We start from the raw sequence: 21,901 nt of genomic DNA, 5'->3' as shown, positions 1-21,901 counted from the left end.
CTATTTCGCGGCCTTGATCGCTCCCCCCGCTTCCTTGCGGAACGGCGTCTTGTCCGCCGAAGCGATGGTCACGCCCTGCGTCGCGACTTCGGCGTTACGGACCAGCAGGCCCTTCTTGGCCGTGATCTTGATGTTCTTCAGCGTGATGCCGATCGGCTTCTCGGGCAGGCCCACGACGATGCCGGCCAGGTCGGCGCCCGTGGCGGTGACCCCGTCGACGACGATGCCCGACATGTCCGGCGTCTTGTCACGGACGAACGGCTGGGCCGGATCGGTCGGGCCCGGCCAGATCTGGTTGCCCAGGATGAAGCCGCCCGGCTGCAGCTGCTTCTCGGCCGAGGCGATGTCGAGCGGCCGGTACTCGTAGTAGCTGGTGAAGACCAGCGGGGTCTCGACGTCCTTCATGGTGTTGTTCTTGAACACCACGTCCTTGATCGTTCCGCCCTTGCCGCGCATCGACTTGATCCGCAGGCCGTACATCGAGCCCTCGAAGGTGTTGTTCTCGACCCGTACGCGCTGGACGCCGCCGCTGGCGCCGCTGCCGATGCAGATGCCCCGGCCTTCCAGGATGGTGTTGTTGGCGATCAGGATGTCCGACGACACCGCGTCCGGATAGCGGGCGTCGGGACCGTTCGACTTGATGGCCACGATGTCGTCGCCGACGCTGATGACGTTGTTGGTGATGGCGATGTGGCGGCTGTTCATCGGGTCGATCGCATCGGTGTTCGGCGCGTGGGCCGGCGCGGTGATGCGGACCTTGTTGATCGTGATGTAGTCGCTGTTGTTGATCACCAGGTGGAACGACGGCGAGTTCTCGAAGCGCAGGCCCTCGAACAGGACGTTCTTGCTCTTGTTGATCCACACCAGGCGCGGACGGTCGTCCTTCTGCTGCTGGCGAGCCTGGCCATTGGTGGCGAAGTCGGGGATCGAGCGCCACACGGCGCGGATCCGCTCCCACCAGACCTGGCCCTGGCCATCGACCAGACCCTCGCCGACGATGGCGACGTTCTCGGCCCCATCGACATTGATCACGCCCACGCGCTCGCCCTGCGGGAACAGCGCCGCGTCCGTGCCGGCCAGCACCTCGGCGCCCTTCTGGATCTCCAGGCGGATGTTGGACTTCAGCCAGATCGGGCCGATCAGATATTCGCCGCGCGTCACCCGCACGGTGCCGCCGCCAGCCTGGGCGCAGGCGTCGATGGCTTTCTGGAAGGCCTCGGTATCGAACCAGATCCGCGTGCCGCCGGCGCCGTACTCACGGACGTCGCACACCTTGGCGGGAAACGTATTGGTCGACTGGGCGTAGGCGGCGTTACCCGCCAGCAACAGACCGCCCGCCAACGCGGTCGCCGTGATCAGTCCGTTTCGCATACTCGCCTCCCAGAATTTTGCCGGAGACTAGGAGACGCGCCCCCCGTTCGCCCATGCCGAAATCGAAGCTCGTCATGCCGACCAGGCATTGCCTGTCATGCTTTGTCACAATCGCGATGCAGAGCCGCAAGGCGGCCTCGCCACTCTCGAACGTGTTGAAAGGCCGCTCCCGACGGAGCGGCCCCTGTTCGGGAGAACAAGGATGAGCAAGACACACACACGCCTGTTGGCCCTGGCCGCCATCGCTGGATTCGCCGTCGCCGGCGTCGCGAGCGCCGAAACCGTCCGCCTGCCCGCCAAGCAAACCGCCCTGTCGGCCGACCACTTCCACGCCCAGACCCAGGTCATCGACGACCCGCTGGACATCGAGACCGTGGTCAGCACCGAGCGCGGCTTCCAGACCGGCAAGGGCATGTTCAAGTCGCCGCGCAACGACAACCATCTGCGGGCGGTCATCGACAAGCGCACGGGCGCCACGCGCTTCGAAGTCCGCCAGACCCTGATCTATCCGGGCTCGATCCGCGGCTTCACCGAGGTCTCTTACCAGACGGGCCAATGGCCGGTCGAAGCCCCGCTGACCAAGATCCGCGACAACGCCAGCCACTGCTTCCTGTTCGAGGCGCCGGAAGTGTGTCGCGAGGAGGTCTCGTTCGGCATCGCCGAGAGCGAGCTGCGCCGGGCCGCCGCCACGCCGGGCGCCTGGGGTTTCAAGTTCACCTCGGGCAAGGGCTACGAGCACCGCACCGCCATCACCCACGCCGAGATCGAAGGCCTGCTGAAGGCCGTCGACACCTACCGCCACACCCTGCCCGCCAGCCAGGCGCAGGCCGACACCACGGCGGGCGGCTAACCCCCCGCCTTCCCCATTCCCCGGAGCCTGTTTCCCTATGAAAACCCTCGCATCCCTCGGCCTCGTCGCCGCCTGCCTGTTGGCGACCCCGGCCATGGCCGGTCCCGCCGGCACCGGCCTGACCTTCACCGAGGAGGTCATGAAGAAGAACCTCCAGAAGCGCGCCGCCGCCGAGATCCAGGCGACCGCGGACTGCGCTCCCCGGCAATCCGCCGACAAGGCCGGCGCCGAGTCCAAAGAAGCCAACGCCGACACCTGCCGCGCCAGCTAGCGCGGCGTCCCGGACGGTCGCCGGAGCTTCATCATCTCCGACGACCCGCCCTCGCGTGCTCCCCTACCTGCACAATGCGCGCGAGGGCCCCATTTCGCGGGATACGAGAGTATCCCCGCATTTCGGGTTGGAGCCGGCGAGAAATCGTCGGCTCCAGTCTTGTGACCGGCGCTATGTCGCCTAAGTAGCCTGAGCATATGGATTCTTCTGGCCCCGGAACGATCGCGCTGCCGCGCGACTTGGCGACCGCGCCGATCGCCCCCACGGTTCTTGTCGTCGAGGACGATCCGTCCCTGCGCACCCTGTTGATGCGCCTGCTGCGCGAGGAGGGCTTCCAGCCCCTCAGCGCCGGCCATGGCGCCGAGATGGCACGGGTGCTGGAAACCAACGCCGTCGACCTGATCCTGCTGGACGTCATGCTCCCAGGCAGCAACGGCTTTGATCTGTGCCGCATGGTGCGCCGCGAGAGCGACGTGCCGATCGTCATGCTCAGCGCACGGCAGGACGAGACCGACCGCCTGATCGGGCTGGAACTGGGCGCGGACGACTATATCGGCAAGCCCTTCAGCAAGAAGGAGCTGATCGCTCGCATCCGCGCCATCCTGCGCCGCACGCAGGCCGGTTCGCAGTCGAGCCAGCCGCGCGGCCACCAGCGGATGACCTTCTCCGGCTGGAGCCTGGATCCGGGCCGCCGGGAGCTGCTGTCGCCGGACGGCGCCTTCGTCGATCTGTCGGGCGCGGAGTTCGACCTGCTGCTGGCCTTCGTCAGTTCGCCCCAGCGGGTGATCGGCCGTGAGCGCCTGCTGGAAATGTCGCGCGCCCGCTTCTCGGACGCCTCCGACCGCAGCATCGACGTGCTGGTCAGCCGCCTGCGCCGCAAGCTGGCCGTGGTCGGCCAGGCCGAGCCGCTGCTGCGCACCGTGCGCGGCGTCGGCTACATCTTCACCGCGGCCGTCGAACGCCGATGAAGCCCTTGCGGCTGTGGCCTCAGCGTCTGGTGGGCCAGGTCACCCTGGTCCTGATGCTGGCCGTGGCCCTGGAGTTCATCGGCAGCTCGATCCTGTTCGAGCACAGCCGCCTCTATCCCGATCTCGAGAACCAGACCAAGCGCGTGGCCGAACAATTGGTCACCGCCGAAGCGCTCCTGGAAGACGCGCCCCAAGGCGAGCGCGCGGCACGGGCGATCGTGATCTCCAACCGGGCCACCCAGCTGAGCTGGTCGGTCCTGCCGCCCCTGGTCGATGGCGGCCGCAAATCCGAGAACGATTTCCGCGAGGAGTTCCTCGACGCCGAACCTGGCCTGCGGGGCCGCGAGCTGCGCCTGCGCGTCGGCATCGACCGCGCCGTGCCGCGCGACACCCATCTGAAGGTCGCCCTGCAGCTGCGCGACGGCAGCTGGATGACGTTGAACACCCGCATCCATGTCGCGCCCTGGGCCGTGCTGCTGAGCGGCGTCGGCTCGGCCTTCACCTTGGGCCTGGGCGTGATCATCGCCGCCACCCTGGTGCTGCGCAATCTCAGCCGCCCCCTGCGCGCCCTGGCCGAGGCCGCCGACAAGGTCGGGCAAGGCGCGCATGTCAGCATCGCCGAGAGCGGCGCCGGCGACCTCAAGCTGGTCGCCAAGGCCTTCAACGCCATGCAGGACCGTATCGCCGGCCTGCTGAACACCCGCACCGAGGCCCTGGCCGCCGTCGGCCACGACCTGCGCACGCCCTTAGCCCGCCTGCGCCTGCGCGCCGGCTTCGTGAAGGACACCGACGCGCGCGAGGCGCTGGAGGCCGATGTCGACGAGATGACGGCCATGCTCGACTCGCTGCTGGCCTATCTGGGCGGCCAGGAGGATCCCGAGCCGCAGCGGCGAACGGATTTGGCCGCCATCGCCATGACCCTGGTCGATAACGCCGCCGACGCCGAACGACCGGCGACCTATACGGGCCTTGAGCACCTGCCCGTCCTGGCCCGGCCTGTGTCGTTGAAACGGGCGATCAGCAACATTGTCGAGAACGCTCTGCACTACGGCGGCGACGCGACGCTCAGCCTGACGCGCGAAGGCGACACGGCGGTCCTGGCCGTCGAGGACAACGGCCCCGGCATCCCCGCCTCCGAGATGGCCCATGTGCTGCAGCCCTTCCATCGCCTGGACAGCGCTCGCACTCGCAATACGGCGGGCCTGGGCCTGGGCCTGACCATCGTTCAGCAGATCCTGCAGCGCGAGGGCGGCGTCCTGGTGCTGAAGAACCGCCAACAAGGCGGCCTGCGCGTCGAGCTCCGCCTGCCCGCGCTCTAAGCCGGGCCGAGACACCCCCAAGACATCCTTTGTCACAAAGCCGCTGCATCGCAGCAAAGACCCGACACGACCTTCATCAATGCATCCGGCGCTTCTCGCCGTGACGCTCGCCGCGACGCCCGCCCCCCTTTCGGGCGTCGCGGCGATCAGTTCATGGAGGTTCCCTTGGAACAGTTTCTCGAACGCGCCGCCCTTTTCCGCGGCCAAGTGTTCCCCGCCCAGAGCGCGCTCTACGAGCGCTTGGCCAGCCATGGCCAAAGCCCGTCGGCCCTGATGATCTCGTGCGCCGACAGCCGCGTCGTTCCTGAGCTGATCACCCAGGCCGCGCCGGGCGATCTGTTCGTCTGCCGCAACGCCGGCAACATCGTCCCGCCGTTCAGCCAAGCCAATGGCGGCGTCTCGTCGGCGGTCGAATACGCCGTCATGGCGCTGGGCGTGCGCGACATCGTCGTCTGCGGTCACTCCGACTGCGGCGCGATGAAAGCGTTCTCGAACCCGGCCGCCCTGGAAAAGATGCCCAACGTCGCCGCCTGGCTGCGTCACGCTCATGCCGCCCACAGCGTCGTCTGCAACGCCTATCACGGCCTGGACGAGCACGGCACGACCCGCGCCCTGTCGCTGGAGAACGTCGTCGTCCAGCTGAACCACCTGCGTACCCACCCGTCGGTGGCCTCGGCCATCGCCCAGGGCAAGCTGACCCTGCACGGCTGGTTCTTCGAGATCGAGACCGGCCAGATCCAGGCCTATAACGGCGATACCGGCCAGTTCGAGCAAGTCTACGAAGGCGCTCCCCTGCCCGTCGCCCAGCGTCCTTCGCGCCGCATGGTCGCCGCCGACCACCTGGGCATCGCCGCCGAATGACCGCTTCCGCAGCCTCCTCCCCGGCTGGCGCGAAGCCTGGCCTCTCGACGATCCTGTCGCGTGACTTCATCGCCTCGATCGTCGTCTTCCTGGTGGCGATGCCCCTCTGCATGGGCATCGCCGTCGCCTCTGGCGTCCCGGCCGAGCGCGGCCTGGTCACCGGCATCATCGGCGGCATCGTCGTCGGCGCCCTGGCCGGCTCGCCGCTGCAGGTCAGCGGTCCCGCCGCCGGCCTGGCCGTCATCGTCTTCGAGATCGTCGCCAAGCACGGCCTGTCCATGCTGGGCCCGATCCTGGTCGTCGCCGGCCTGATCCAGTTGATCGCCGGCGCCGCCAAGCTGGGCAACTGGTTCCGCGCCATCTCGCCGGCCGTCGTGCACGGCATGCTGGCCGGCATCGGCGTGCTGATCGTCGCGGGCCAGTTCCACGTCCTGTTCGGCGACTCGCCCAAGGCTCACGGCCTGCAGAACCTGGCCGCCATCCCCGGCGCCATCGCCGGCGTGCAGTTCGCGACCCTGACCCAGGTCGAGGCCGCCCTGGCCGTCGGCGTGGTGACGATCGGCTCGATCCTGCTGTGGGAGAAGTTCCGTCCCAAGGCGCTGAAGCTGGTCCCCGGCGCCCTGCTGGGCGTCGTCGCCGGCACCGTGCTGGCCACGGTCCTGGGTCTGGACGTCAAGAAGATCATCGTGCCGGAATCGATCGCCGCGGCCATCGCCATCCCCGGTGTCGCCGACTTCGCCCGCATGGCCGATCCGACGCTGCTGGTGACCGCCATCGCGGTGGCCTTCATCGCTTCGGCCGAGACCCTGCTGTCCGCCGCCGCCGTGGACCGCATGCACGACGGCGAGCGCACCAAGTACAACAAGGAGCTGGGCGCCCAGGGCGTCGGCAACCTGCTGTGCGGCCTGGTCGGCGCCCTGCCGATGACCGGCGTGATCGTGCGCAGCTCGGCCAACGTCCAGGCCGGCGCCATGACCCGGATGTCGGCGATCCTGCACGGCGTCTGGATCCTTGGCTTCGTCGCCCTGCTGCCCTGGCTGCTGCGCATGGTGCCCAGCGCCGCCCTCGCCGGCGTGCTGGTCGTCACGGGCTGGAAGCTGGTCAGCCTGCAGCATGTCCGCCACCTGTTCGCCCGCTATGGCCTGCTGCCGGCCCTGATCTGGGGCGCGACCTTCGTGATGGTCGTGGCCACGGACCTGCTGACCGGCGTGCTGGTCGGCATGGGCCTGACGCTGCTGGAGCTGATCCCCAACCTGACCAAGATGCGCCTCAAGGTGTTCCAGCGCGAGCTGGGTCCCGACGAGAGCGAGATCCGACTGGAAGGCGCGGCCACGTTCATCCAGCTGCCCAAGATCGCCAAGGTCCTGGACGGCGCGCCGAACAACGGCCGGGTGACGCTGGATACGCGCGGCCTCACCAGCCTGGACCACACGGTCGCCGAAGCCCTCAGCGACTGGCTGAAAGGCAAGGCCCGGGCCGGCGTCAAGGTCGAGCTGCCGCCGTCCTGCGCCTTCGGAGATCGCTTGAGAGCCGCGGGCGCGCACTGAGAGACCCACCCTCGCGTCCGTCAACTGGCCCAGGGGCGCGATCCGCCCCTGGGTCTCCTTCCATAGAAACGAACCAGAGAGAGGAGACCGCCATGAACAAGGCCCAGGAACGCGCCGCCGAGATCGCCGCCCAGGTGCTGTGCGCCTATCTCAGCCGCAACGCCGTCTCGCCGGACGACCTGCCGGCGCTCAGCGCCCGCACCTATGCGGCGCTGGAGGCGGTGTTCTCCGGCCCGGCCGCGGCGACCTTGCCGGTCGAACCGCCCACGCCCGACCAGATCGCCGCCAGCATCACGCATGACGCCATCGTCAGCTTCGAGAACGGCCGCCGCTATCGCTCGCTGCGCCGACACCTGAGCCAGCTGGGCCTGAGCGAAGAGCAGTACCGCGCCAAGTGGGGCCTGCCCGCCGACTATCCGCTGGTCGCCCAGAGCTTCTCGGACCTGCGCTCCAACGCCGCCCGCGCCCAGCGCTTCGGCGGCGTGGCGGTGGCGGCGGAGTAGCCTCGCCTCAGTCGTGCCCGCCCTTGGCGCCGGGCTTCTGGAAGAACGGCGGCACGCCTTTGCGGAAGCCGTCGAACTTCGTCTGCGCCTGCGCCAACCGCTGCTTCATCTCGGCGACAACTTCGGGGTGGCGCTCGGCGACGCTGTAGCTTTCCGACGGATCAGCCTCGATGTCGTAGAGCTCGTCGTAGCCACGCTTGGAGAAGTCCTGGATCCCGCCGCGCCAGTGGGCCTTGGCCACGTACTTCCAGCGCTGGGTGCGGATACCGACGATGTCCTCGTTGTTGAACAACAGGATGGCGTCGTGCGGCGAGGCGCCACCCTTCAGCAGAACGTCGCTGACGTCCTTGCCGTCCAGCTCCACGCCCACCGGCGGCGCATAGCCCGCCATGGCGCAGAAGGTCGGCAAGAAGTCGATCGCCGACAGGATGGCGCTGGTCTTCTTGCCCGCCGGCACATGGCCCGGACGCCAGGCCAGGAACGGCACGTGATAGCCGCCGTCATAGGCCGCCCCGCCCTTCCGATCCCGCAGGATGCCGCTTGAGCCCTCGAACCAAGGACCGTTGTCCGAGGTGAACAGCACCAGCGTGTCCTCCGCCAGGTTCAACGCCCGTAGCTTGGACAACACGCGACCGACGATGTCGTCGATCTCGCGCACGAAGTCGCCGTAGGGTCCTTGGATCGTCACCCCGTCATAGTTTTTCGACGGCACGGCCGGCAGATGCGGCGCGCTGAGCGCCAACTCCAGGAAGAATGGCCGGTCCTTGTTGTCCTCGATGAAACGCTCGGCGCGGGCGGCGAACAGCTGCTGCAGGTCGTGCAGGTCGACGTCCTTGCCCGGCTTTTCGCCGTCCGCCCCCTGGATGTCGAACACCTGCAGCGGCGCCATGTCGTGGCTGTAGGGGATGCCGTAGAACTGGTCGAAACCGTGCTTGGTCGGCGGCCACCAGGGCGCGGTGTGGCCCAGGTGCCATTTGCCGATCAGGGCCGTGGCGTAGTCGGCCTTCAGCGCGTGGCCGATGGTCTTCTCTTCCAGCGGCAGGCCGCGCTCGTCGCCGATCAGGATCACTTCCCAGGCCAGGCCCGTGCGGATCGGATAGCGTCCGGTCAGCAGCCCCGCCCGCGACGGCGTGCACATGTTGGCCGCCGCGTAATAGCTCTGGCCCGTCAGCCCCTCCTCCGCCATCCGATTGAGAGACGGCGTCGGGATCTTGCCGCCGAACGGCTGGACGTCGCCAAAGCCCAGGTCGTCGCACAGGATGACGACGAAGTTCGGCTTCCGAGGCGGCTTCGCGCCCGCGACCTTGGGCAGGGCCGAGACGGCCGCCGCGACTGCGCCGGCGTTGAGAAGGTTGCGTCTGTTCAGGGCCACGGCGGGTCTCCCGGATACGATCAAAAAGAGCGCCGCGACGTCGCGCTCGGGGGAGCGGATGCGACGTCGCGGCGCGTGTCAGCGCGGATTCCGTCAGTAACGGAAGCGCAGGCCCGCGCTGAACAGCCGGTCGTTCTTGACGTGCGAGAGCAGGCGCTCCTTCACGGTCTGGTAGGTGTAGCCATCGACGCCGTTCAGGTTGATGGCCTCGAAGGTCATCGTCAGGCGCTCGTTGATGTCGTAGCTGGCCGAGGCGTCCAGCTGGCCCACGGCCTTGGAGAAGATCGGCGAGCCGGCGACGGTGCCGGTCAGGAACTTCGAGCGCCAGTTGTAGGCCATGCGGGCCGAGAAGCCGTACTTCTCGTAGAAGGCCACCAGGTTGTAGCTGTTCTTCGACAGGCCCTCGAGCGGCAGGGTCTCGCCCGTGAACGGATCGGTGTTCGGGGTGGTGCTGTCGATGAAGGTGTAGTTGGCCTGGACGCCCAGGCCATCGAACGGCGACGGCAGCTCGGCGAAGGCGTGCTGCAGGCCCAGCTCGAAACCCTGCACCTCGCCGCTGTTGCCGTTGCGCGGGCGGCTCAGGCGGAAGTCGTCGTGACCCGGGAATTCCTTGTTCACGATGGTGATGTTGACGATCTCGTTGGCGATGAAGGCCGACACGTCCTTCTTGAACACCGCGATCGACAGCAGGTCCGACGGGCGGAAGTACCATTCCAGCGAGGCGTCGTACTGGGTGGCCCGGAACGGATCCAGGGTCGGGTTGCCCGAGCTGGCGGTCTGGAAGCCGTAGTTGATGCTGGTGGCGGCCTTCAGCTGGTCGGCGGCGGCGCGGGCGATGACTTTGGCGGCGGCCAGGCGCAGCACCAGGTCATCCGTCAGGTTCACCTTGAAGTTCGCGCTGGGCAGGACGTCCGTGTACTTGTTCGGATTGTCCTGCCAGGTCAGCGCGCCGGTCTTGTCCGGCAGGAAGGCGAACGAGTGGGAGTCCGTCTGGACCACCCGCACGCCGATATTGCCCGACCATGGCTTGCTGGCGATGTCGCCCGAGAGGTTGGCCTGAGCGTAGCCGGCCCAGGTCTTCTCCTCGACGTCGTAATAGGTGGTGATGTTCTTGGCGATCGGGACCGACAGGCCCCAGGCGCTCATCAGCTGGTCAAGGCCGGGACCGTTGACGAAGCTCGAGGCATAACCGGCCCAGCTGCGCGGCAGATTGCCGTCCAGGCCCGACAGGAAGTCGTTGCCGGTGGTCAGCGTGCCGGTGAAGGCCCCGTTCATCTGACCCTGCATGGTCGAGACCGGGGTGTTGGTGAACTTGTTCGACAGCGAGTCGTCGTTCTGCTGGGCCAGGGTGCGCTTGCCGTAGCGGGCGCCGACCTTCACCGACTCCAGGATGCCGGCGTCGAAGTCGTACTTGGCGTCGAAGCGGACGGCGTCCTCGTTGTTGGAGGTGTGACGCGACTGCGGCACCACCGTGTTGACCTTGTAGTTGTTGAGGTCGTTGAGATTGAAGCTGGGCAGGCTGACGCTCGGCAGGTCGGCGCCGCTGCCGAAGTCGTAAGCGATCGTCGTCGGGGCGTTGCCCACCAGGGTCGGATAAACCACCAGCGGCACGCGGTTGCGGCCCCGGGCGATGTTGGCCTTGCCGGTCACCTGCAGGCGGTCCGACAGGTCCCACTTCATGTCCAGCTGCGAGGTGTAGTTGGTCTGGTTGGTCGGCTCGACGAAGTTGTTGGTCAGCACGTTGCCGTTATTGACCGTGGCCGAGATCAGCGTGCCGTTCGCGTCGCGCTTGAAGGCCGTCGTGTTGGCGCGGGCCTTGTCGACGTCCAGGCGCAGCAGGCGGTAGTCGTTGCGGAATTTGAAGCGGTTGTAGCTGTTGGTCCAGGTGAACTGCAGGGTCGAGCTCGGGGCCCATTGCAGCGTGCCGACAGCGCCCAGACGCTTGCGATCCTGAGCCTGGCTGACGCTGCGCAGCTGGCGCGGACGCCAGACTTCGTCCGGGGTCAGCGGGCCGCTGGTCGCGGTCTGCGAGAGACCGTCACCGTTGATGTCGCCCAGACCGACGCGGTCCCAGGCCAGGACGTCGAACTCGTCCGAGCGCAGCTTGCGCTCCTCGTACGAGACGTTCAGCAGCGCGCCGACGCGACCGATCCTGGTGTCCCACTTGTTGGAGACCAGGCCCGACAGGCGCGGATACTTCTCATCCCGGAAGTCGGCATAGCCGCCCTGGACGCTGCCGGTTAGGGTGAAGCCATCCAGGTCCAGCGGCTTGCGGGTGACCAGGTTGATCGTCCCGCCAAGACCGCCTTCGATCATCTCGGCGCTGGGCGACTTGAAGACCTGCAGCTGGCCGAACAGTTCCGACGGGATGCTCTCGAACGACACGGCGCGGCCGGTGCCGTTGCCGGTCAGGGTCGAGCCGTCCAGCTCGAAGCGGATCTGGGTCAGGCCGCGAATGGCCACGCCCGAGCCTTCGCCGTTCGAACGGCTGATCTGCACGCCGGTGATGCGCTGCAGGGACTCGGCGATGTTCTGGTCGGGCAGCTTGCCGATGTCCTCGGCCGAGATCGCATCGACGATCTGGGCGGCGTCGCGCTTGACGGCGACGGCGTTGGCCAGCGACTTGCGGATACCGCGGACCACGATCTCCTCGACGGAGGTGTCCTGAGCGGCGGTGGGCGCGGCCTCCTGGGCCAGGGCAGGGCCAGCGGTCAGCAGGACCGTGGCCGAGGCCAGCAGCAGCTTGCGGATGTTCGAGCGCCGGGTCGTGCTGGCGTTCTGAATAGTCATGAGTAGTTCTCCCCGATCGTCTTGTTCTGGTCACCGCCTCTTTGGCGGCGTTACGCTTGGGCACAGGCAGTCGCGCGACGAACTCACCTATTGGCGATCGCCCGAACGAACTGATTTCTGAATGGGATTGGAGCGCGAGCGCCGACCGGTCAGCCGGTCGCCGTCTATGCCGTCATGGCCTCCGCCGCGTCTTCTCCCCGCACGTCTTTGGTCTGTTGCAGGTCAGAAAACATGACATCGATGTCAGGTCAATCGAAAAAGCTGACAACGATGTCAGCCACTGAGACAGTTCATGACTGAGCGGCCTGGAAACGCTTGTAGCTTAAGGGTTTGCGCGCGGCGCGACGCTGTCGCGCTCGACCAGGCCATGGGCCAGGCAGTGGTCGTTCACAGCTCCCTCCCCGTCCGGCGGCGACAGCAGCAGATCGACGGCCACGGCTCCCATCTCGGCGACAGGCTGTCGAATCGTGGTCAGGCCCGGCGAATAGATCTGGGCCGCCGGGGCGTCATCGAAGCCCACTACCGACAGGTCGCCCGGCACAGCGATCCCCAGCTTGGCCGCCGCCACGATGGCCCCGAAGGCCATGGCGTCGTTGGCCGCGAAGATGGCGGTCGGGCGCTTGTCCCGGTCCAGGAGGGTCCGGGCGGCGTCCTGGCCGGAGGGGAACTGGAAACCGCCATCGACGATCCACTCGGCGCGCGGCGTCAGCCCCCGCTCGGTCAGGGCGGCCTGGAAGCCCTCGAAACGCAGGCGCGCCGAGCTGTGGGTCGCCTGCCCCCGGATGAAGCCGATGTCGGTGTGCCCTCGGTCCAGCAGGTAGGTCGTCATCTCGTGGGCGGCCGCCCGCTCGTCGATATGGACGAATGGCGAGCGGTCCGGATCGTGGTCCGGCGAGATGCGCACATAAGGAACGTCCAGCTCCTCCAGCACCTTCAGCACCTCGCCATTGTCGCTGAGCGGCGGGGTCAGCAGCACACCGTCCAGGCGCAGGGCCGTCACGCTGGCGACCAACTCGGTCTTCCAGCTGGCCGACTTGATGTCGATCGGCTCGACCACCAGGTGGCAACCGCGCAGCCGCGAGCGCTGCAGGGCTCCCAGCTGGACGTCGCCGGCATAGTGCGAACCCGGATTGTCCAGGACGAGCCCAAGCAGGTACGAGCGCGAGCCCGACAGGCTGCGGGCGGCGGCGTTGGGGCGGTAGTTCAGGGCCTTGATCGCGGCCAGGACCTTCTCGCGGACCTCCTCGCGAACCCAGCGCTCGCCGTTGTGCACGCGCGACACCGTCTTGGGCGAGACGCCGGCATACTCCGCCACGTCCTTGATGCTGGGCCCCTTGGTCCGTTCGCTCACGCGCCTACTCTCAACCCTTGGGCCCCACGAGCCCGATTCCGAAGCCGACCCTAGCGATCCTCGCCGCGCCCGCAATGTCTGGAGGCCTTGTCGTCCGGATATTGACATCGATGTCAGCATTTCGAATATCCCCGCATGCAGACCGCCTCGCCGATCGACAGCCGTCCGGGCATGCGCCTCGTGCGGGGCGGAGCGTTCGCCATGGGCTCCGAAGGCTTCTACGCCGATGAAGGCCCTGTCCGCCGCGTCACAGTCGGCGACTTCTGGATGGACGAGACGCCGGTCACCAACCGCCAGTTCGCCGCCTTCGTCGCGGCCACGGGCCACGTCACCCAGGCCGAAATCGCGCCCGATCCGCGCGACTATCCGGGGATGCATCCAGACGACGCCGTGGCTGGCTCGATCGTCTTCGTCCCGCCGACCCTAGCCGTCGACACCAGCGGCCCGCCGGTCTGGTGGGCGTTCCTGCACGGCGCGGACTGGCGCCGACCGCTCGGCCCCGACAGCGACCTTGCCAGCCTGGAGGACCATCCGGTCGTGCACGTCGGCGTCGAGGACGCGCAGGCCTACGCCGCCTGGGCCGGCAAGGCCCTGCCGACCGAGGCCGAATGGGAATACGCCGCGCGCGGCGGCCTGGAGGGCGCGACCTACGCCTGGGGCGAGGAGCTCGAACCCGACGGCCGCCCGATGGCCAAGATCTGGGCCGGCGACTTCCCGCATCGTAACCTCGCGCCACCGGGCCTGGAGCGCACGGCGCCGGTCGGGTCCTATCCCGCCAACGGCTACGGCCTCCACGACATGATCGGCAATGTCTGGGAGTGGACGGCCGACTGGTACGCCGCCACGCCGCCGGCCGCGGGCTGTTGCGGAACGCCGGCCAAGGTCGCGCTCGAAGACAGCCTCGACGCCGCCTCCCCCACGCCATGGACGCCGCGCCGGGTCATCAAGGGCGGCTCGCACCTCTGCGCGCCCAGCTACTGTCAGCGCTACCGCCCCGCCGCCCGCTTCGCCCAGCCGATCGACACCACCACCTCGCACCTGGGCTTCCGCTGCATCGTGCGCCTTTGACGATGGACGAGCCGGCGAGGCAGGCTCTGTCGACGCGTCGCCTGGCCCTGTTCAGCGCCCTGCCCGCCCCGCTGTCGGCGGCCGGCATGACCCTGACCCTCTATGTCCCCGCACTTTACGCCCAGGCGCTAGGGCTGAGCCTCACCACGCTGGGCGGCCTGCTGCTGCTCAGTCGCTTGTGGGACGCCGTGGCCGAGGTGGCGATCGGCGCGCTGTTCGACCGCTGGGGACGCTGCAAGCCTTGGATCGCCGCCGGCGTGGTGGTCTTCGCCGTCTCGTGCCTGTTCGTCTTCTTACCGAGGGGCCCCGATATCGTCGTCCTGGCCCTGGCGCTGTGCGGACTTCACACCGGCTGGGCGATGATCAACACACCTCACGGAGCCTGGAGCGCGGTCCTCGGCCGCGATCCGCATCAGCGCACGCGGATTCAGAGCGCCATCCAGGTGATGATCGTGGTCGGCCTGCTGGCGGTCCTCATCCCGTCCGTGGCTCTGGACCAGCAGACCGGCGATTCCGCGCGAGCAAGATTGAGCCTGATCGGCGCGCTGGTGATCGGTGGCGTCCTGGTGGCCGCCGCGCCGTTGCTGCTGACCTTCTCCGAACCCGAACGCGCCGGCGGACGCCGCGACGGCCTGCCCGGCCAAGCCCTGTTGGCCAGCCTGCGCGACAACGCCTTGAGGCCCGTGCTGCTGGCGCTGTTCCTGATGAGCCTGGCCCAGACGATCCGGGGCTCGCTGTTCTACTTCTTCGTCGCGCGGTTCATGGGCCTGCCGGAGTGGACGGGCCTGTTGTTCCTGATCCAGCTGTGCTTCGCCCTGCTCGCGCCCGCGATCTGGCAGCGGGCCGCCCACCACATGGGCCAGCGCCACGCGGTCGTGGTCGCCGAGCTGGCTCAAGCCACGGTCAACCTGAGCCTGCTGCTGGTGCGTCCCGGCGACCTGCCGTTACTGGTGACCCTGACCATCCTGCAGGGCTTGGCCCAATCCAGCGGCAATGTCCTGCTGCGCGCCCTGATCGGCGACCTGGCCCGCGATCACCAGCAGGCGACCGGCGTGGATCGCCTGGGCGCCTTCTTCGCCGCCTTCAGCGTCTCGGCCAAGGTCGCCACGGCCTTTGCCATGGGCGCCACCCTGCCCCTGCTGGCCCTGGCCGGCTTCGATCCCAAGGCGAACGGGGCGCAGGGTCACGAGGCGCTGCGGCTGGCTTTCACCCTAGGTCCAGCGCTGTTCCACGTCCTGGCCGCGGCCGCTGCGTGGCGGCGGACGCCCTAAGGCCGCTCGCCGCGCGCGATCCGCGCCTCGATCTCAGTCAGGACCGGACCTAGGTCAGCAACGCTCTCGACAACGTAGTGGGCTCCAGCGTCGCGGAGCGCCTTGGCGGAGGCCTCGATGCGCACGGCGCGCTCGGTGTCCTGCAGTCCGGCCAGTTCGTCCCGAGAAAGCCCCACGCCGTTGCCCGAGGCCGACAGACCCACCGTCCAGGCCCCGACCTCCAGCCCCTCGCCGATGCCGACGACGGCGTCATCGACCTTGACGCAGGCCCGCGCCGGCCAGACGCCCAGCTCGACCAGCGCCTTCCACATCATCAGCGGCGACGGCCGTCCGGCCGCCGTCTCGCCAGCGCAGACCACGGCGTCGGGCGCATAGCCCTGCTCCGCCGCCAACGGCAGGATGTCGGCCATCATCGGGCGGGTGTAACCGGTGGTGGAACCGATCTTCACGTCCCGCGCCCGCAGGTCGGCGACGAGTTCGGCCGCGCCGGGAATCAGCTGTGCGCAGTCACGGGCGGCGGCGCGCATCTTCGGCTCGACGGCGTCGTGCAGGCGATCGACATCGGCCTCGGTCGCGGCCGCGCCGTAACGCTCGGCCCAAAGGCCAGCGACACGCGGCATGGCCAGTAGGGCTCGCACGTGTTCGCGCTTGGCCTTGCCCATGTCGGCCCGGGCCTCGGCCTCGGTGATCTCGATCCCGGCCTCGGCGAACACCTCGCGCAGGGCCATGACCGGCGCGCGGCAGCCGAAGTCGATCATGGTGCCGGCCCAATCGAAGACGACGGCCTGAATGGGACTGCGGGTCATGCGGCGGCTCCTGGGTAAAGTCCGGCGATCACGTCCTCGGCCAGGCCGAAGGCGGTGGAGGCGCCGGTGCCGCTGGTCACCGTCACCAGGCGCACGCGCGGCATCGGCGCTTCGATCAGGCTGTGACCGGCGGCCGAGGCGTAGGTGCCCGTCCAGCGCTCCAGCACCGGCGGCGGGGCCTGGCCGAACACTTGGGCGAACTCGTCCAGGATCAGGGCGTCGACATCCTCGCGGGAGAACGGGTCCGGCGTGGCGGCGTAGTGATGGCTGTCGCCGACCACCAGCGAGCCATCGGCGCTCTGGGCCACGATCAGGTGCACGCCGTGCTCCAGTTGGCCGGCTTGCTCGACCTCCAGCCGCGCGCGCACGGCGGCCGCTTCCGGCAAGGCGGCGTAGCCCAGATAGCGTACGAGACCGAGGTCTGACATCACGGGCGCCGGCAGCCGCCAGCCCGGCGCGGCCAAGCGCAGCATCTGCAGCTTGCAGCGCGTGACCTCGGCCTGCGCGAAGGCGTCCGGGAACAGGGTGACGAGATCGTCGCCCGGACAGACCACGATGGCCTCGGCCTGGATCGCGCCGACCGAGGTCTCCAGCCGCCCGGTCTCGACGCTTCGCACGGCGACGCCACGCAGGAAGGTCACCCCTTGGGTGGCCTCCAGCCAGGCGGCCAGCCGGGGAATGGCGGTGCGGGATTCCACCCGCAGGTCCACCGAACTGGTCAACGCGCCCAGCACATCGCCCCGCTGAGGCAGGCGGTCGTCGAGGTCGGCGGCGTCGCGCCAAGCGCAGCCGTCGGCCATCTCGGTCTGGAGGAAGGCCTCCAGCACCGCCTTGGCCTCGGGACGACGGGCGACCATGGTCAGGCCGCGCTGCACGATCTCGATCCCGGCCGGACCCGCGATTTCACCCCAGACCTGGGCCGAGCGCCGCGCCCGCCGCCAGACTTCGCCGCGCGCCTGGCCGGTGACGGTCACGAAGCCGAAGTTGCGCACCGAGGCGCCGTTGGCCTGGGCGTCGCGGTCGATGACCACCACGCGCTTGCCCAGCCTCGCCGCGGCCAGGGCGTGAGCCAGGCCCACGATACCGGCGCCGACGACGGCCAGATCGAAGGAGCGCTCCGACATCAGGGTTCGACGACCTGGGGCACGAATGCTGTACGCGCGGAGGCCTCCCGGCGACGCAGGAAGTAGACACCAGCGAAGATCGTGCAGACCGCCCCAACGGCGCTGGTGGCGTAGACGCTGTCGATGAAGAAGCCCAGCCAGTCCAGATCGACCATGGCGAAGTTGCGCCACACCAGCAGCGCCACGCTGCCCAGATAGCCCGAGGCGTCGGCCACATAGATCAGGAAGCCGGCCGTGCCGACCCGGCCGCTGAAGGCGATCATGCGGTCGAACAGCATGGCGTTGAACGGGGTATAGGCCATGTAGAGCCCCGCGCCGGTCAGGATCATCCAGGTCAGGGGCGTCAGCATATGAGCCTGGAACGCCAGGGTCGAGCCGCCCAGGATCAGGAAGCCGGCCAGGATCACCCCGTGCATGACCAGCAGCGCCCGCAGGTTGTCACGCACCAGCATCACAGCGCCCATCACGGCCAGGGAGACGACCGCCACCGGCAGCTCGCTGGCGGTGAAGACGCCCGAGGCCTCGCCGAAGCCCATGGCCGTCCAGATCTCGGCGGCGAAGTTGTCGCGGAAGTCGCGCAGGGCCGTCAGCAGGATGTAGGCCAGCACCAGCATCACGATACCCGGCGCGTAGATCGCCAGGAAGGCCCGGCGCTGGGCCAGGTCCATCGGCTGGCGGCGCACGCGGGCGGCCTCGTCGGCGGCGCTGGGCGGCGGCATCTGCGTCAGCGCCCAGACCGACACGGCCAGCAACGGCAGGAAGATTGCCCCCGTGGCGGCCGGCATCCAGAACGGCGAGACGTGCAGATCGACCATCAGCCATTTGCCGACCGATTTGACCACGCCCGACGACAGGATGAAGCTGGCGCAGAGGATGGCGCCCAGCACCTCCGAAGTGCGGCGGCCCTCCATGAAGCCGAACACCAGCCCCCAGATCATGCCCAACGGCAGGCCGTTCAGGAACAGGGCCGCGACGTTCCAGGGCGCGGGGACGATCGCGAAGGCCAGCAGCGCCACCCAGGAAATCCCGATCAGGCCCAGGATAGCCACGCCGCGATGGCGGGGCGCGATCTCGGAGATCACCTTGACCCCGATCATCTTGGACAGCGCGTAGCCGGCGACCTGGGCCAGGACGAGGGCGATCTTGTAGTCGAGCGCGAAATGCCAGCCCTCGACCGCCCCGAAGGTCGCCGCCGCGAACGGCTTGCGGAAGGCGTACATCGAGAAATAGGCGCAGAAGCCGGCCAGGCCTGCGAACAGGGTGAAGACCAGCGGATTGGCCCGCTCCAGCCAGCGCTGAGGACCAGTTGTCATGGGAACGCCCCCTAATGGAGCATTCTGGTCTATACCACGTAGATGTCAGGTCGGTGACGGCGGCGAGGCCTAGCGCACGCGGATATCGACGCTGACCGTCAGGGCGTCGTGGCGCCAGTATTCGCGGTCGAATTCGACCACGTGACCCTGGGCGTCATAGCAGACCCGCACCAGGCTGAGGCCCGGCAGACCCGACTTGACGCCAAGGGCCTCGGCCTCGTCGCGGGTGAGAGCGCAGGGCCGCATGTCGACCTTGTTGCGCGCCACGCCGATGCCGTAGCTCGACTTCAGGACGCTGGTCAGCGAGCCGTTGAGGTCGTGCTCGATCAGACCCGGCGCCAGGGCGGCGTCGACGATGATGCTCTCCAGCAGCACCGCCCGGCCGTCGATCGAGCGGCGACGCAGGATCCAGTACATCGGCGCGCCGATCGGGCGCGAGAAGATCTGGGCCAACATGCCGTCGGCGACGATCTCGGTCTTGCTCAGGGTCTCGGTTTCCGGCCGCCGCCCCTGCGCCTCGACATAGGACATGAAGCCTTCCCAGCGGGTCGGGTCATAGACCACCGGCGGCGGCGAGACGTACCAGCCGCTGCGCTCCTTGCGGTAGATGACGCCCTCGGCCTCGAGCTGGAACAGCGCCTCGCGGACCGTGCCGCGCGCGACGCCGCCCCCGACCTGCAGCTGGCGCTCGGACGGCAGGCGCTCGCCCGGCTTGAACTCGCCGCCGGCGATGCGCGCGGCGATGTCGTCACGCACGCCGATATACTGAAGGCTTTCGGGCTGCTGCATCGGGCGACCTGGACAGCGGTCGAATCCCGCCTGGGCGCGAGGATGGGAGGCCGCTCCCCCAGGGTCAAGGAACTGGATCACGCCTGGCCTGACCAATTCACCGCCGGTCCGGATGTCACGAAAGTTTCGCCGACACCTTCAGCAATCTGGTCTATACCAAATTTGAACTTCAAGAGACGAGACGATGACGACCGACCGCCGCTCCTTCCTGCGCGCCGCCGCGACCGCCAGCACCGCCGTCGGCCTGCTGCCGGCCACCGTCGCCAAGGCCATGGCCATCCCGGCGCGTCATCGCACGGGCACGATCATGGACGTCGAGCACGTGGTGATCTTCATGCAGGAGAACCGCTCGTTCGATCACTATTTCGGGGCGCTGAACGGCGTGCGCGGCCTGGGCGATCCGCGCCCGCAGCGCCTGCCCGGCGGGGCCTCGGTCTGGCGCCAGCCCAGCAAGGAACACCCCGACGGCTTCGTCGCACCGTTCCACGGCGACGCCTCCGTCACCAATGCCTACACCGTCGATGGCGCCGACCAGGGCCACCAGGCGGCGATCACCATCGTCAACGGCGGCCGCTACGACCAGTGGGGCCACACCGGCGAGCTGCACAAGCGGATGGTCTACTACAAGGCCTCGGACCTGCCGTTCTATCACGCCCTGGCCAGCGCCTTCACGGTCTGCGACGCCTATCACTGCTCGACCCTGACCCAGACCTATCCGAACCGCCTGCACCTGTGGACGGGCTGCAACGGCGGCGGCAAGGTCGGCGGCGATCCGGAGATGAGCAACTATGGCGAGGACGAGACCCCCAGCGCCGACATGGCCGAAGACAAGGTCATGGCCAACGGGCCGCACGACTGGACGACCTATGCCGAGCGCCTGCAGGCGGCCGGGATCAGCTGGAAAGTCTACCAGGAGTACGACAATTTCGGCGACAACATCCTGTCTGTGTTCAAGAATTTCCGCCCGTGCGCCAAGGACTCCGAGCTCTACACGCGCGGCCGTTCGTGGGTGAGCGAAGGCAAGGCCGATCCCGACCGCAAGCGCTCTGACGGGGTGCAACTGGTCGAAGCCTTCCGCGCCGACGTCGCCGCCGACCGCCTGCCGCAGGTGTCGTGGATCGTCACCGCCGCCGACCTGTCCGAACACCCCTCGGCCGAGCCCTCGAAGGGCGAGCACGTCTGCGCCGAGCTGATCAAGGCGCTGGTCGACCACCCCGAGGTGTTCGCCAAGACCGTCTTCATCGTCAATTACGACGAGGCTGGCGGCTTCTACGATCACATGCAGCCGCCGATGCCGCCGCTGACGGCGGAACAGGGCTGGAGCTCGGTCTCGGTCGCTGGCGAGGCCAAGACTTACGGTCCCGACGCCGAGGGCGCCAACAAGGGCACACACGCGCTGGGCCTCGGCATCCGCGTGCCGGCCATCGTCGTCTCGCCGTGGAGCCGGGGCGGCTTCGTCTGCTCGGAGGTGTTCGACCACACCTCGACGCTGAAATTCCTGGAAAAGCGCTTCGGCGTCCGGGAAGAGAACATCAGCGACTGGCGCCGCGCTGTCTGCGGCGACCTGACCTCGGCCTTCGATTTCGCCACGCCGAACCAGGACTGGACGGCCCTGACCCTGCCGGCCACCGCCGACTACATGCAGCGGGTGGCCCGCTCCAAGGCCGCGCCCAGCCTGAAGATCCCGGCGACGCAAGGCCCCTCGGCCCAGGACGGTCCGCAGCGCGGCGCGCGTCCCCTGCCCTACGTCCTGTCGGCAGACGCCCGCGTCACGGACGGCGGGCTGTGGATCGACCTCGTCAACGCCGGCCGCGCGGGCGCGGTGTTCCAGGTGTTCGACAACACCGACCGCGACGCGCCCTGGCGCTTCAGCCTGGCGGCCGGCCAGAAGTACGCCGCCGGTCACTGGAATAAGGCCGGCCGCGCGCCGGGTCCCTACGACCTGACCGTCCACGGCCCGAACGGCTTCTACCGTCGCTTCGCCGGCGATACGTCCAAGCCCCAGCCGATCGTCACGGTCGCCGCCGACGCCCGCTCGCGCCTGATCGTCAGCCTGGCGGGTTCGGGCCTGGCGACCCTGCGCATGGCCGAGGACTATCCGCTGGCCGAGGGAGAAGCCGGCCGGAACGTCATGCTGAAGCCCACGGGCGTCGCCCGTTCGGTCTGGGACCTGCGGGGCAGCGACCACTGGTACGACCTGACCCTGACCCTGGCCGACGATCCTGCGTTCACCCAGCGCCTGGCCGGGCACCTGGAAACCGGCCGCGCCAGCCGCACCGACCCCGGCATCGGCCGGATGCGCCTCTAAGCCTTCTAGTTCACGGATA

Annotated in this window: 18 protein-coding genes; 10 read left to right on the top strand and 8 right to left on the bottom strand. The window is 68.5% G+C overall.

The features are described 5' to 3' along the window. A complete protein-coding gene (locus tag AC07YH_RS15170; RefSeq protein ID WP_494747805.1) occupies positions 1–1,371 on the bottom strand; it encodes a glycoside hydrolase family 28 protein in 1,371 nt (456 codons plus the stop codon). A gap of 202 nt (positions 1,372–1,573) precedes the next feature. Between AC07YH_RS15170 and AC07YH_RS15165 the strand changes: the two genes are divergently transcribed. From AC07YH_RS15165 to AC07YH_RS15135, 7 genes are all read left to right on the top strand, one after another. Then, a complete protein-coding gene (locus AC07YH_RS15165) occupies positions 1,574–2,221 on the top strand; it encodes a hypothetical protein (RefSeq protein WP_494747804.1) in 648 nt (215 codons plus the stop codon). Positions 2,222–2,258: 37 nt separating this feature from the next. Then, positions 2,259–2,492: a hypothetical protein gene (locus tag AC07YH_RS15160; RefSeq protein WP_494747803.1), complete on the top strand. Its 234-nt coding sequence runs from the start codon at positions 2,259–2,261 to the stop codon at positions 2,490–2,492. Positions 2,493–2,689: 197 nt separating this feature from the next. Continuing rightward, complete coding sequence (locus AC07YH_RS15155) at positions 2,690–3,460, top strand: response regulator (protein WP_494616557.1); 771 nt, start codon at positions 2,690–2,692, stop codon at positions 3,458–3,460. Then, positions 3,457–4,779, top strand: coding sequence for an ATP-binding protein (locus tag AC07YH_RS15150; RefSeq protein ID WP_494747802.1), 1,323 nt, complete (start codon positions 3,457–3,459; stop codon positions 4,777–4,779). The genes AC07YH_RS15155 and AC07YH_RS15150 overlap by 4 nt, the downstream gene beginning before the upstream one ends. A gap of 165 nt (positions 4,780–4,944) precedes the next feature. Beyond that, entirely contained in the window at positions 4,945–5,640 is a 696-nt protein-coding gene (locus AC07YH_RS15145) for a carbonic anhydrase (RefSeq protein WP_125157796.1), read from the top strand. After that, positions 5,637–7,187, top strand: a complete 1,551-nt coding sequence (locus tag AC07YH_RS15140; protein ID WP_494747801.1) for a SulP family inorganic anion transporter — start codon at positions 5,637–5,639, stop codon at positions 7,185–7,187. Before AC07YH_RS15145 ends, AC07YH_RS15140 begins: the two co-directional genes overlap by 4 nt. 92 nt (positions 7,188–7,279) lie before the next feature. Beyond that, entirely contained in the window at positions 7,280–7,690 is a 411-nt protein-coding gene (locus tag AC07YH_RS15135) for a Ros/MucR family transcriptional regulator (protein WP_494616552.1), read from the top strand. Between the two features lie 7 nt (positions 7,691–7,697). Here the strand turns inward: AC07YH_RS15135 and AC07YH_RS15130 are convergent, their stop codons facing one another. From AC07YH_RS15130 to AC07YH_RS15120, 3 genes are all read right to left on the bottom strand, one after another. Further along, positions 7,698–9,062, bottom strand: coding sequence for a sulfatase-like hydrolase/transferase (locus AC07YH_RS15130; protein ID WP_494747800.1), 1,365 nt, complete (start codon positions 9,060–9,062; stop codon positions 7,698–7,700). 93 nt (positions 9,063–9,155) lie between these two features. Then, on the bottom strand, positions 9,156–11,852 hold the full coding sequence (locus AC07YH_RS15125) for a TonB-dependent receptor (protein WP_494747799.1): 2,697 nt from the start codon (positions 11,850–11,852) through the stop codon (positions 9,156–9,158). A gap of 322 nt (positions 11,853–12,174) precedes the next feature. Next, the gene (locus tag AC07YH_RS15120; protein ID WP_494747798.1) at positions 12,175–13,203 is read right to left on the bottom strand and encodes a LacI family DNA-binding transcriptional regulator; all 1,029 of its coding nucleotides are present in this window, start codon (positions 13,201–13,203) and stop codon (positions 12,175–12,177) included. Positions 13,204–13,338: 135 nt separating this feature from the next. Here AC07YH_RS15120 and AC07YH_RS15115 point away from each other — a divergent pair, with 135 nt between their 5' ends. Continuing rightward, complete coding sequence (locus tag AC07YH_RS15115) at positions 13,339–14,271, top strand: formylglycine-generating enzyme family protein (RefSeq protein WP_494747797.1); 933 nt, start codon at positions 13,339–13,341, stop codon at positions 14,269–14,271. A 2-nt stretch (positions 14,272–14,273) separates the two neighbouring features. Next, on the top strand, positions 14,274–15,542 hold the full coding sequence (locus AC07YH_RS15110; RefSeq protein WP_494747796.1) for an MFS transporter: 1,269 nt from the start codon (positions 14,274–14,276) through the stop codon (positions 15,540–15,542). Here AC07YH_RS15110 and phnX read toward each other — a convergent pair. The 4 genes from phnX to AC07YH_RS15090 all read right to left on the bottom strand — a co-directional run bounded on the left by phnX (position 15,539) and on the right by AC07YH_RS15090 (position 19,574). Continuing rightward, positions 15,539–16,348 carry a phosphonoacetaldehyde hydrolase gene (gene phnX / locus AC07YH_RS15105; protein ID WP_494747795.1) on the bottom strand — a complete coding sequence of 270 codons (810 nt, stop codon included), beginning with the start codon at positions 16,346–16,348 and terminating at the stop codon, positions 15,539–15,541. The two genes, AC07YH_RS15110 and phnX, sit on opposite strands and share 4 nt — an antisense overlap. Continuing rightward, positions 16,345–17,472: a TIGR03364 family FAD-dependent oxidoreductase gene (locus tag AC07YH_RS15100; RefSeq protein ID WP_494747794.1), complete on the bottom strand. Its 1,128-nt coding sequence runs from the start codon at positions 17,470–17,472 to the stop codon at positions 16,345–16,347. The genes phnX and AC07YH_RS15100 overlap by 4 nt, the downstream gene beginning before the upstream one ends. Further along, positions 17,472–18,785 carry a DUF5690 family protein gene (locus tag AC07YH_RS15095; RefSeq protein ID WP_494747793.1) on the bottom strand — a complete coding sequence of 438 codons (1,314 nt, stop codon included), beginning with the start codon at positions 18,783–18,785 and terminating at the stop codon, positions 17,472–17,474. Before AC07YH_RS15095 ends, AC07YH_RS15100 begins: the two co-directional genes overlap by 1 nt. A gap of 69 nt (positions 18,786–18,854) precedes the next feature. Further along, positions 18,855–19,574: a UTRA domain-containing protein gene (locus AC07YH_RS15090; protein WP_494747792.1), complete on the bottom strand. Its 720-nt coding sequence runs from the start codon at positions 19,572–19,574 to the stop codon at positions 18,855–18,857. A gap of 184 nt (positions 19,575–19,758) precedes the next feature. Between AC07YH_RS15090 and AC07YH_RS15085 the strand changes: the two genes are divergently transcribed. Next, positions 19,759–21,882, top strand: a complete 2,124-nt coding sequence (locus tag AC07YH_RS15085) for a phosphocholine-specific phospholipase C (RefSeq protein ID WP_494747791.1) — start codon at positions 19,759–19,761, stop codon at positions 21,880–21,882. The last annotated feature ends 19 nt before the right edge of the window (positions 21,883–21,901 follow it).

The sequence above is a fragment of the Caulobacter sp. GW456-12-1-14-TSB4 genome, assembly GCF_059424195.1.
Note: the sequence above shows the minus strand (reverse complement) of the source record. Positions and strands in the feature narration are given on the sequence as shown.